Origin of the sequence: Paenibacillus sp. AD87 (genome assembly GCF_001659845.1) — a bacterium.
GTDB lineage: Bacteria > Bacillota > Bacilli > Paenibacillales > Paenibacillaceae > Paenibacillus > Paenibacillus marchantiae.
Genome location: NZ_LXQN01000019.1, coordinates 603,311 through 615,048 on the forward strand (window position 1 = coordinate 603,311; position 11,738 = coordinate 615,048).

9 protein-coding genes are annotated in these 11,738 nt (G+C 48.2%); 6 read left to right on the plus strand and 3 right to left on the minus strand.

The window, feature by feature from the left end; all coding sequences use genetic code 11:
* Nucleotides 1-129 precede the first annotated feature (129 nt).
* A complete protein-coding gene (locus gpAD87_RS26360) occupies nt 130-867 on the minus strand; it encodes a DUF3105 domain-containing protein (RefSeq protein WP_231952870.1) in 738 nt (245 codons plus the stop codon).
* A 267-nt stretch (nt 868-1,134) separates the two neighbouring features.
* Complete coding sequence (locus gpAD87_RS26365; RefSeq protein WP_064641777.1) at nt 1,135-2,049, minus strand: zinc ribbon domain-containing protein; 915 nt, start codon at nt 2,047-2,049, stop codon at nt 1,135-1,137.
* Between the two features lie 303 nt (nt 2,050-2,352).
* On the opposite strand from gpAD87_RS26365, the gene efeO reads away from it, so the two are divergent.
* From efeO to gpAD87_RS26380, 3 genes are read left to right on the plus strand one after another with little or no spacing between them, the layout of a single operon-like run.
* Nucleotides 2,353-3,249, plus strand: a complete 897-nt coding sequence (gene efeO / locus gpAD87_RS26370; protein ID WP_064641778.1) for an iron uptake system protein EfeO — start codon at nt 2,353-2,355, stop codon at nt 3,247-3,249.
* 4 nt (nt 3,250-3,253) lie between these two features.
* Nucleotides 3,254-4,528 carry an iron uptake transporter deferrochelatase/peroxidase subunit gene (efeB, locus tag gpAD87_RS26375; RefSeq protein ID WP_064641779.1) on the plus strand — a complete coding sequence of 425 codons (1,275 nt, stop codon included), beginning with the start codon at nt 3,254-3,256 and terminating at the stop codon, nt 4,526-4,528.
* Nucleotides 4,529-4,578: 50 nt separating this feature from the next.
* Entirely contained in the window at nt 4,579-6,477 is a 1,899-nt protein-coding gene (locus gpAD87_RS26380; protein WP_082935363.1) for an FTR1 family iron permease, read from the plus strand.
* A gap of 166 nt (nt 6,478-6,643) precedes the next feature.
* On the opposite strand, the gene gpAD87_RS26385 is transcribed toward gpAD87_RS26380, so the two are convergent.
* Complete coding sequence (locus gpAD87_RS26385; protein ID WP_064641780.1) at nt 6,644-7,705, minus strand: LacI family DNA-binding transcriptional regulator; 1,062 nt, start codon at nt 7,703-7,705, stop codon at nt 6,644-6,646.
* Between the two features lie 507 nt (nt 7,706-8,212).
* Here gpAD87_RS26385 and gpAD87_RS26390 point away from each other — a divergent pair.
* The 3 genes from gpAD87_RS26390 to gpAD87_RS26400 are packed head-to-tail and all read left to right on the plus strand — an operon-like array spanning nt 8,213 to nt 11,669.
* A complete protein-coding gene (locus tag gpAD87_RS26390; RefSeq protein WP_231952871.1) occupies nt 8,213-9,106 on the plus strand; it encodes an ABC transporter permease in 894 nt (297 codons plus the stop codon).
* A gap of 17 nt (nt 9,107-9,123) precedes the next feature.
* Entirely contained in the window at nt 9,124-10,005 is an 882-nt protein-coding gene (locus gpAD87_RS26395) for a carbohydrate ABC transporter permease (protein WP_064641781.1), read from the plus strand.
* Nucleotides 10,006-10,061: 56 nt separating this feature from the next.
* Entirely contained in the window at nt 10,062-11,669 is a 1,608-nt protein-coding gene (locus gpAD87_RS26400; RefSeq protein WP_064641782.1) for an ABC transporter substrate-binding protein, read from the plus strand.
* Nucleotides 11,670-11,738 lie beyond the last annotated feature (69 nt).

An 11,738-nucleotide genomic window follows, 5' to 3' on the forward strand; every position in this document is an offset into this window, starting at 1 on the left:
TAAAGAATTAGCCCCCGGATCAAGTAGATCCAGGAGCTTATCTTGTTTGAAACGTATAAATGGATATCTCATCTCTTGGACTCCCCATGATTGCAGGAACCATTTGCTGCTGTTACTACAAAGAGGGCATTACATCGTCCCGCCACCCTGGCGGATGGATGCAGGGATCTTCTCAGGTCCCTGATTAATATATTTATTAATAAAAGTGCCTACTTTGGCATCATTGAATTGGTCAAGCTTCATCGTTTTGGTCCATGCCGTCAAGACGACCTCACTGCCCTCGGGGATGTCCTTGTTCGGTACAGCGAGAATACCTGATCCAGCTTTGCGGAACTTGGCAAGGTATTTCAGATGCTCCTTCAGCTCATCACTTGCATTCTCACGGTAATAAATGATGATATCCCCATGCTCCAGATTATGTACTAGGTATGGATAGCCGGGGAAATCGGTGTAAAATCCAAACTTGATATCATGCGGGTTATGAGGCCCCGATGTCGGGATGGTCATCTCATATTGAATCGGCTCTTCCGTATGATCTGCACCGTAGTATTTATCGTCAGTCACTTCGATCGCAGCACCGGAATTCAGATCTGCAACATCATACTTGGTAAATGCGCCCTGCATGAAGAAAAGGACAAACGCAATGATCGACACCCCCAGCAGTGCATGTGCAGCAAGGCGGATGGATCGGGTTTTCTTTTTAATCACAGCTCGTTCATTCTTCTTCATATGGGACAATACAGACTTCTGGGTGCGTGCAGACCAGATATAAGCTGCGATGGAGAGCAATAGAACGACTGCCCCAATGATAAGCCAAAGATAGGATGTCCCTGCCTCGTGCTCCATTTGCATATGATTCATATTCATGTCCATATCAATTCCTCTACCCTTCTTAATAAAATGAATGATCACAACCATACACTACATAATGTAGTGTTGATGGCAATGGTACAGGTTCCATTTAAGCATGGAGTGTTTCTCACCTCATATCCTTACGTAAAAAAGGACATACCTTTTACACTACACATTATAGTGTATGGAACGCAACGAGTGCAATCTGCTGACGTTGAAAACAAATGAAGACCCTCCTCGCATAAGCAGGGAGAGCCTTCGTAAGAGCTTTTGAACTAGATACTACATACGACCGTATGGAGAAAACATGAAACTAATCAATCCAATGATTGTAGTGCCCAGAAAGCGAGATAGAATAAAAAACAATACAACATTGGCAATCAACACGCTGTACATGCTATCGATGGCTGCCTTCGTACGATTCAGCGGATACTGGAACAGCACCGTGTTAAGAGATACAAAGATAATCAAATACGAGACAACGAGGAAGAAGATAGCGATGGAATACGAGATAACAATAAACAGATTCGCCAGAACGAGCGACGCTACAGCGGGAACTAGTAATGATCCAAACTGGGCAACCAGCGTTTTGGGGCGAAACGTTATTTTCTCAATCTTCAGTATGGCATACATCAATGCGATCGCAACGATCAAGGAAATGGCGGTGAACAATAGCGGTCTGATAAACCCGCCAATGAACAATCCGTCCATATCCATCCGGCCGAATGTAATCAAAAAGTATGTAGAGGATAGGACCGCAATCAGAGCCATCGTGATCCAGCCGTTAAGAGAGTGCTGTTCACCAACGGTTTTCATGGTTTGATAAGGACGAGTGAGCACACTAAGGAAATAGGATAGATACTGTTTGCTTACTTCTTTGGCTTGCTGAACTTTCTCATTTTGTACGATGTTATTCCACTGATTGGTGTTTTTGTCTCCTGAAGATGAAGCGCCCTCTGTGCTGGAAGAGTCGGATACATGTTGTACAGGTCTGGGAGCAGAAGGTGTGTTGGGAGAAATGGGAGCGTGAGAAGGTGTCGTCTGTGTGCTCGACCAACGGGTATATTCAGGTTCGGCAGCAGCGGATTGTTGCTCCTGAGCGGAATTTGCAGTAGGGGAGGAAGGGGCTAGATTAGCGCCGCACCTCTCGCAAAAACTGGCATTTCCATTTTCATGATTACATACTGGGCATTTCATGGCATGAGCCTCCAATTTGATAAATTAAAGTAATCTAGACATTTTGTCTCATTTTAACGGCTGATGACGAAGTTTGTCTATGTTTTCAAGGGAATTAATACCCGGTATTTTCCACCTGAGTATATGAATAAACCGGTCCCCTTATTTTCATATTGACATAAGTATGCACTGGAATTATGATGTCATTACCGAAATTGATAATCATTATCATTAAATGAACGTTAATCCAAGGGTTTGTACTCATCGACATATTAATCGCGCGAGTATAGACAAATCAGTCTAACCAATAGGGAGTGTATCGTGTTGAAAAAAATATTGGCATTGCCGGCTGTTGTGCTGGCAACTTCGGTTTTACTCGCCGCTTGCGGCAATAATGAAGCGGCTTCGGACAAGCAGGCAGAAACACCTGTTGCTCAAAGCGAAAACCAAACTTCCACAGAAACCACGGATGCAGCAGATCAGGAAGCGACCGGGAGCGATTATACAACCGCAGTGGATGGCTATCGAGCGTTTGCAATTGAGCAGATCGATGAATTCGTGAAGCAAACGGAGAAGTTCACGGATGCCGTGAAAGCTGGTGATCTGGAGACTGCCAAATCATTATATGCACCAGCTCGTATGTATTATGAACGCATTGAACCGGTAGCCGAAGCACTTGGCGATCTTGACCCGAATATCGATGCACGTGACGGAGATGTGGAGGCTGCCGACTGGCGCGGATTCCACCGGATTGAGAAATCACTTTGGGAAGACAAGACGACCGAAGGCATGACTGACTTTGCGGATACATTGTTAAGTGATGCGAAGCTCCTGCGTGCTAAAGTCGAGACGATGGACATCGATGCGAGTCTGATGGTAACGGGTGCGGTAGAACTTCTGAATGAGGTTTCCTCCAGCAAGGTAACCGGTGAAGAAGAACGTTATTCCCATACGGATTTGTATGATTTTGCAGCGAATGTAGAGGGAGCACGCGAGATTTATAACCTACTCAAGGATGATCTGGCTGCCAAAGACAAGGATCTGAATCAGCAAATTGCGGACCGATTCGATGCGCTGGAGAAAGAGCTTGCTCCATTCAAGGATGGAGACGGGTACGTTTCCTATGAGAAGCTGAAGGATGAGGACGTGAAGAAGCTGAGTCAGAACCTGGATGCATTGGCTGAGCCACTGTCGAACATGGGACAAGTACTGGGAGTGTAGAACAATGACTGAGCAGAAAAAGGATTCGCTGAAAAAGCCGTTGTCACGGCGTGAAATGCTGAAGCTGACCGGCGTGGCCGGATTGGGTCTGCTCTTGGGCGGAGTTGGTGCCAGCGGACTGATGGCGCTGGGCCGCAAAAGCAGTCCGGCGGTAATGAAAGAGGCCGCGCCAGACAAGGGCCTGCCCTTCTATGGCAATCATCAGGCGGGCATCACCACCCCGGCTCAGGATTTCATCTGCTTCGCCGCCTTTGATGTGACGGCGGGAAGTGCGGATGATCTCCGCCGACTGTTCAAGAACTGGACGGCGGCTGCCGCTGCCATGGCCGCCGGAGAGATGATTGGCGAACATAATACAACGCTGAATACTCCGCCTACCGATACGGGCGAAGCGGCAGGCCTGACACCGTCACGAACTACGTTGACGTTTGGTGTGGGGCCCTCTTTGTTTGACGGGCGCTTCGGGCTGCAGGGCCGGAAGCCCAAGGGCCTGCGCGATCTGCCGGCATTCGCCGGAGATGCGCTGGACCCGCAGTGGTGTGGTGGCGACCTGTGCGTGCAAGTCTGCGCAGACGATATGCAGGTCGCCTTCCATGCCATCCGCAATCTCGCGCGCATCGCACGCGGGCATGCGGTATTGCGCTGGACGCAGGAAGGCTTCCAGCGCACGGGCCGAGCTGACCCTGCGGGTGGAACACCGCGCAACTTGCTCGGCTTCAAGGACGGCACCGGCAATCCGGATACTACGGATGCGGTGCTGATGGACCAGACCGTCTGGGCGCAGCCTGCTGACGGTCCGGGGTGGATGGCCGGCGGCAGCTATATGGCCGTCCGCCGGGTTCGCATGCGTGTGGAGGTGTGGGACCGCTCCACACTGAAAGACCAGGAGGCGACATTTGGTCGCCACCGGGACAGCGGAGCGCCGCTCGGCAGCCGCGGCGAGTTCGATCCGGTAGATCTGAAGGCCAAGTCTGCCGATGGACAGCTTGTCATTCCGGCAACGTCACATCTGCGTCTCGCCAAGGGTGACGGCAGTCAGCAAATTTTACGCCGCTCCTACTCGTATTCGAGTGGGCTCGATGCCAAGACCGGACAGCTGGATGCAGGTTTGTTGTTCATTAGCTATCAACGGGACCTGGAGAAGCAGTTTATTCCGATTCAGAAACGACTGGCAAAGAACGACAAGCTGAACGAATATACCGTGCACACGGGCAGTGCTGTATTTGCCTGTTTCCCCGGGATTACGAATGGCGGATATATTGGGGACACCTTAATTTAATAAAAGGTTAGATGGCACTGAACGGTTTCAGAGGAATGGGGAGGATGACGATGATGGGCAGGATCGGAGATCGGAAGGCACAGAAGCGGCTGCTGTACAAAGGAAAGTTGATGCGTTCCTTGCTGATGCTGCTGGTGTTCCTGATGGTGGGGTCCGGGGTAATTCGTTTGCTGGGCATGCCACACGCTTCTGCTGAAGGAATCCAAAACAAAGAGCAGTCCGTGCAAAAACAACTGGATAGTCTATTGCCGCCTGTGGGCAGTGCCTTGGTTGAAGCGGGGCAGGGCAAGCTGACAGAAGCAAGGGAGGACGTCACCGAATTCAGGCAACTGTGGGATGCTGCCAGCACGTTGGTGCCGGAGCAGAACGCAGATCAGGTTGCGACGAGCTCTAGCGTTGTAGGTGATGCCTTGTCCAAAGCAGAACAGGCACTGTCTGGCAATGATTCTGATGCTGCCAAGAAAGCACTGGCGGATCTTGCCCGTGCGACCAATCAGTACATTGAGGCGTTTCAGGGTGCGGAAGAGAGCAGCGACGCAGGCCGTAAAGCGGCCGAAAGGCTGCTGCCAGACGCACGTAAAAGTTTGAGTGCAATGGAACAGGGCGATTGGACCCAGGCTGAGCTTGCCTATAAACGGATTGTTACGGCCTGGAAAGGCACGGAAGCTCCGATCCGTCAGGATCATTTTGGCGTATACAGCCAGTTGGAGAAAGACATCAGCCTGGTTCGTATTTCAATGCAGGCCGAGCCCCGCAAGGAAGAACAGGCAACAGAGCGTATGCAGGAACTGGTCACGTTGCTCACGGACTACAGTGCAGGGACACTCAAGGAAGGGGAAGTTGAGGATACGTCAGCATCCTCTGGTGTTTCTTCATTGTCCGACCTGCTGAAATTACTGGAGCAAATAGAGCAGCAGATTCAAGCCGGGGATACCACTTCTGCTGCAACGGGATTGGAGCAGTTTATCGTGGCCTGGCCTTTGGTTGAAGGTCAGGTGCAGATATCATCTCCCGCTTCATATACGGCCATTGAGAATGAAATGGCGGAAGCATCCGGATATGTCGTCTCGAATCCGCCCAATACGGCGAAGGCAACCGAGGTTGTAACCCGCATGATCAATCGGCTGGAGCCGCTAACGGCTACTACCTCATACACGGCATGGGATGCAGCATTGATTCTGCTTCGCGAAGGCTTGGAGGCCATTCTGGTACTGGCTGCATTGCTCGCTTATGCCAAGAAAAGTGGCGAGACTGCGGCCCGGCGCTGGATCTGGGCTGGTGCCGGTAGTGGTCTGCTGCTTAGTGCGGCGCTGGCCGTTGTACTGTCGCTGACCCTTGCTGTGGCATCATCGGGTAGCACACGGGAGATGATTGAGGGGTATACGGGGCTTGCAGCCGTTGTACTAATGTTGACGGTTGGACATTGGATGCATAGCAAATCGAATACCCGCTCCTGGAATAGTTATGTACAGCGACAGGTAGGTGGTGCACTGGCAAGGGGGAGTCTGTGGTCACTCTTTGCTGTGGCGGGACTCGCCATATTGCGAGAAGGTGCCGAGACTGCGATCTTTTATATCGGCATGGCGCCTGCAATTGATACCTCGCAGATGTTGATCGGTATGGGGGCAGCATTGCTCATCCTAGTTGTATTGGCTGTGGCCATTATTCAGTTCAGTGTACGTCTGCCTGTACGATGGTTTTTCCTGACCGCTACGCTGCTGATTTATTATCTGGTATTTCGTTTTCTTGGAGAGAGTATTCACTCCCTTCAAGTCTCAGCAGCGTTGGGGGCTCATGTTGTGCCGAGTCTGCCAACGATTGGCTGGCTTGGCATGTATCCGACATGGGAGACCTTTATTCCACAACTCGTTGTGCTGGTCTTTATGATCTTTAATTTGATTCGCACAGAGGTACGTTCGGCCAAAGGAGCATCCAAGGCATCCGTTTAGCACGGAGCTACGAGTTTTGGTTAAAGGCTGCGTCCTGTTCGCATCATATTGTGACTGCATCATACAAAGGGCATATAGAAGTCCCTTTAAAAAAAGCCGTATCCTTCACGATCTACTCTGCGTGAAAGATACGGCTATTTATTTTTTTAGAGATTCATGAGATAAGTTAAACGGTTTGTGGATTGGCATTCATAAGTGTGGGAGTGGACTCCCGTATGATCAGTTTGGTCACGATATGCGAGACCTGATAAGGCTGTGACGGATGATCAATCCGGGATAACAGCATCTCCGCAGCCTTGATGCCCATTTCGTTGCTGTAGATATGAACCGTCGTTAATGCAGGCTCAATAATCCGTGATTCAGGTGCGTTATCGAAGCCGCATATGACGATATCCTGCGGCACTGTAACACTCCTCGCTCTCAAAGCTCTGATGAGATCGACTGCGATAAAGTCGTTGGCACACACATACGCATCAGGCAGTGACTTCAGCTCCGCTACTCGCTCGTTCAACCAGCCGGGCTTCGAGAAGAACAGGCGGTCATCATCCACAATGCATTGGGATGGATCGACCTGCAGGCCCGCTTCCAGCATGGCCCGCTGATACCCTACCCAACGTTCATTAAAGCTTTTGCAATGATTGTAATCCCCGGCAAATCCAATATGGTTATAACCGCTCTCAATTAACTTTCTGGTTAACTGGTACGTGCTGTGCTCATTCTCCATCAGCAGCAAATCTGCATGAAATTCCGGAAAACATATGTCAGAAGCGCAATCGATGAAGATTGTGGGAATTCCCAGATCGGTAATAAGCTGCGTATATTGCAGATCGAACAATTCAATGCAGATGATGCCATCTACGTTGGAAATATCAAAATTGTTAGGAAGTGTAAGTGAATCCTGATCAACCTCACGCACAATATGAATGGAGAGATTGTACCCCTCTGCGCTGATTCTTTTCTCCAGACCGCTGATTAACATTGAACCAAAGTGAGATGTATTGGGCAGATTTTCCGTTAACAGGGCGATATTGCTCGGTGCTTTGGTTAGAACATGCTCGTTTTCCATATAGGCAAACTGTTTATATTTAAGTTCAATTGCTTTTTTAATTACACGATTACGTGTCTCATCCGGGATGTTTCCGCTATCATTCAAGGCTTTGGAAGCTGTATTCCGGGAGATACCCAAAGCATCCGCGATGTCCTGTATCGTAACCTTTTCTTTTGCCATCTAGTGCTTCACCTCTAATGATCATATGGTCGTCCATAGTATTATCTTAGTCAAATGTATAATAGATCGAAACAAATAGCAATCTCAATTTTACATATGCACAATTTAGTTTACATTTTTAATTCAGATAATGCGCTATTATTTATATTCAGAAGTTTCGTTACAAATGATAATTAGTTCGAAGTATCCTACTGATGATAAGGGGAATGACAGATTTAAGGGAATTAAACAAACGTTATATATACCATTTAATGCACATTCATAACTCAAAAAATACACAAAATGTTATCAAATGCACAATTATTTTTTTACAAAATGTATTGACTAATGCCTAGATTACCTGCTAAATTGTAAATTATTAAATGAGCAATTGTAAATATTGAAAGCCCTTACTATAAACAATTGTCAACTTTAGGAATGAACGGAGGTCATGTGTTGGATAACACGGTGGATACCAAAAAGGGTACAGGAAGGGCGTTGAAGGAGAGGACATCAACCGGTCACAGGATGCAGCAGTTCAAAAAGAATTATTTTTTGTATTTGTTACTCGCACCAGCTCTGATCCTGACCCTTATCTTCAAATACATTCCGATGTACGGAGCCATTATCGCATTTAAGGATTTTAGTCCAATCAAAGGTATCATGGGCAGTGAGTGGGTAGGACTGAAGCATTTTGAGAAATTTATAGCTTCACCCAATTTCGATATCATTTTAATGAATACGCTTAAACTGAGCTTTTTGGGGTTGATATTCAGTTTTCCGGTGCCCATTCTACTTGCTCTTATGCTCAATCAGGTACGTAAAGCCGGAGTGAAAAAAAATATTCAATTGTTTCTGTATGCACCCAACTTTATATCGGTTGTTGTCGTTGTGGGTATGCTTTTCATCTTCCTATCCCCGACAGGACCAGTTAACCAATTCGCGACTTGGATTACCGGTCATCCAATCATGTTCATGTCCGAGCCGGAATATTTCCGCTGGATCTACATTTTGTCGGATATTTGGACCGGAGCAGGTTGGGCTTCCATCATTTATGTCGCTGCTTTGGCCAATGTCGATCCGGAACTTCACAATGCAGCCAACCTGGATGGAGCGAATCTCATTCAGCGTATTCGCCACATCGACCTTCCGACGATTCGACCGATTATGGCTATCGTATTTATTCTTGCCGCTGGCGGAATCATGTCGATTGGATTTGAGAAGGCCTACCTGATGCAGACGTCCATGAACCTGCCTTCCTCCGAGATCATTGCCACGTATGTCTACAAGGTGGGCTTGCAGTCCGGAGATTACGCTTATTCTGCGGCAGTGGGATTGTTCAACTCCGTCATCAATGTCATTTTGCTGGTTACTGTGAATCTGATTGTGAAGAAATTGAATGAAGGCGAAGGCCTCTATTAGGAAAGGAGTGTTATCCAATGGTAGTCAAACATACGGGGCTGGATCGTCTCATCATCGCACTAAACGCGATCTTTCTCACTTGTGCCGTGCTGGTTGTGGTTGTCCCCCTGATTTATATCGTCGTTGCCTCTTTCATGGACCCAACGGTGCTGCTGAATCGCGGGTTGTCCTTCAATGTATCCGACTGGAGTCTGGACGGGTATCAGATGATTTTGTCTAATCCGGCCATGATTCGAGGGTTTGCCAATGCGGTGCTGTACTCGGTTTCCTTTGCACTCGTAACGGTGACTGTCTCGATATTTGCAGGTTATGCCTTGTCTGATGAAAGGCTGGCTGGGCGGGGATTTTTCATGATTATATTTATCATCACGATGTTCTTCGGTGGCGGTTTAATTCCTACCTATCTGCTTGTTCGTAATCTCGGCATGCTGGACACGGTATGGGCCATTATCATCCCAGGCGCAGTCAACGTATGGAACATCATTCTCTCCAGAACCTTCTTCAAAGGGGTACCGCGAGAACTGAAAGAAGCCGCCAATGTGGATGGCGCCTCCGAGATGAAGATTTTCTTCCAGATCGTCATTCCGTTATCAAAACCTATCATTTTTGTCCTCGCGTTGTACGCGTTTGTAGGGCAGTGGAATTCCTATTTTGACGCCATGATCTATCTGGATAATCCGAACCTCCATCCGTTACAACTCGTACTGCGCTCCATTCTGATTCAGAATCAGGCTGCACCGGGCATGATCAGTGATCAGCTTGCGATGGCAGAACTGAAACGGCTCTCGGAAATGATCAAATATTCAGCCATTGTCATTTCGAGTCTGCCACTCATCATCATGTATCCGTTCTTTCAGAAATATTTCGAAAAAGGTGTCATGGTAGGTTCGCTCAAATAGTGAACAGCCTGAAATATAGCGCGCTCGATCCAACATAATCCACGGAGGTCATTATCATGAAAAAAGTGAACAAGTCCAGAAAAGCCGCTACAACGGCATCCATCTCCATGTTGTCAGCCATGCTCCTGCTCTCGGCCTGTGGCGGGGGAGGAGGCGGTGCAGCGAGTGAAGCCCAGTCGCCTGATGGCAAAGTGACATTGAATTTTATAACACAGAGTTCTCCGCTGGCCCCTTCTGATCCGAACGAGAAGTTGATTAACAAGAGACTCGAAGAGAAAACCAATGTGCATATCAACTGGAAGAACTATACGAGTGATGTGTTTGCGGAGAAAAGAAACCTGGCGGTAGCCAGCGGTGATTTGCCCGATGCCATCTTTGATGCAGGTTATGGGGATTATGATCTCCTGAAACTGGCGAAGGACGGGGCCATCATTCCACTGGAAGACCTGATTGAGCAATACATGCCGAATCTGCAAAAGGTGCTGGAGGAAGCTCCCGAATACAAGAGCATGATTACAGCTCCAGACGGACATATTTATTCCTTTCCCTGGATTGAGGAGCTCGGAAGTGGCAAGCAGCGCATACAGGCGGTTGATGACTTGCCCTGGATCAACGTGGAGTGGCTGAACAAGCTTGGACTGAAGATGCCAACGACGACCGAAGAGCTGAAACAAGTGCTGATTGCGTTTAAAACCCAGGATCCCAACGGTAATGGTAAGGCGGACGAAATCCCGTTATCTTTCATTAACAAGCCTGGCGGAGAAGATCTGACATTTCTATTTGCCGCATTTGGACTTGGAGAGAACTCGGATCACACGGTTGTAACCAACGATGGAAAAGTGGTATTCACGGCAGCTGATGAAGGCTACAAGGAAGCGGTCAAATATATTCACGAATTGGTTCAGGAAGGTCTCGTGGATATCGAAGCGTATCAGCAGGATTGGAATACGTATCTGGCCAAGGGCAAAGACAACAAGTATGGCATGTACTTCACTTGGGATAAGGCCAACATTACAGGCATGAATGATACCTATGATGTTCTGCCTCCGGTTGCCGGGCCCAATGGAGAGGTTAATGTTGCACGTACGAATGGTATTGGTCTCGACCGGGGACGTATGGTTATTACGAGCAGCAATAAAAATCTGGAATCCACAGCGAAGTGGGTGGACCAATTGTACGATCCGCTCCAATCCGTGCAGAACAACTGGGGAACCTACGGCGATGAGACACAGCAGAATATATTTGAATTCGATGAAGCCAAGGGCATGCTGAAGCATCTTCCGCTGGAAGGCTCTGCACCTGTTGAGCTCAGACAGAAAACGAGTATATCAGGACCACTGGCCATTCTCGACAGTTACTATGATAAATACACGACCAAACCGGATGATGCCGCATGGCGTATGGAATTGCTTGACAAAGTTATGGTTCCACATATGAAAGCAGAACACGTCTATCCAAAAGTGTTCTTCTCGATTGATGAACTCGACCGCCTCTCCACGATTGAGACCGATCTGTTCGCCTATGTGCTGCGTATGCGCACGGAATGGTATCAGAACGGAAAGATCGATAAGGAGTGGGATGCTTATCTGAAAGAGCTGGATCGTCTTGGCTTGCAAGAGTGGCTTCAAATTAAACAAGCGGGATATGACCGCAATACCCAATAAAACAAACTCGATGAGGAGACTCTGCCGTACATAGCATTAAGGTGCGTGAGTGAAGCAAGTCTCCTCTTC

What these genes read in the sequence shown, in the direction of transcription:
- gpAD87_RS26390 (WP_231952871.1), top strand. Translation starts at nt 8,213, where the DNA reads ATGCAGCAGTTCAAAAAGAATTATTTTTTGTATTTGTTACTCGCACCA.
- gpAD87_RS26400 (WP_064641782.1), top strand. Translation starts at nt 10,062, where the DNA reads ATGAAAAAAGTGAACAAGTCCAGAAAAGCCGCTACAACGGCATCCATC.
- gpAD87_RS26395 (WP_064641781.1), top strand. Translation starts at nt 9,124, where the DNA reads ATGGTAGTCAAACATACGGGGCTGGATCGTCTCATCATCGCACTAAAC.
- gpAD87_RS26385 (WP_064641780.1), bottom strand. Translation starts at nt 7,705, where the DNA reads ATGGCAAAAGAAAAGGTTACGATACAGGACATCGCGGATGCTTTGGGT.
- gpAD87_RS26365 (WP_064641777.1), bottom strand. Translation starts at nt 2,049, where the DNA reads ATGAAATGCCCAGTATGTAATCATGAAAATGGAAATGCCAGTTTTTGC.
- gpAD87_RS26360 (WP_231952870.1), bottom strand. Translation starts at nt 867, where the DNA reads ATGAATATGAATCATATGCAAATGGAGCACGAGGCAGGGACATCCTAT.
- efeB (WP_064641779.1), top strand. Translation starts at nt 3,254, where the DNA reads ATGACTGAGCAGAAAAAGGATTCGCTGAAAAAGCCGTTGTCACGGCGT.
- gpAD87_RS26380 (WP_082935363.1), top strand. Translation starts at nt 4,579, where the DNA reads ATGATGGGCAGGATCGGAGATCGGAAGGCACAGAAGCGGCTGCTGTAC.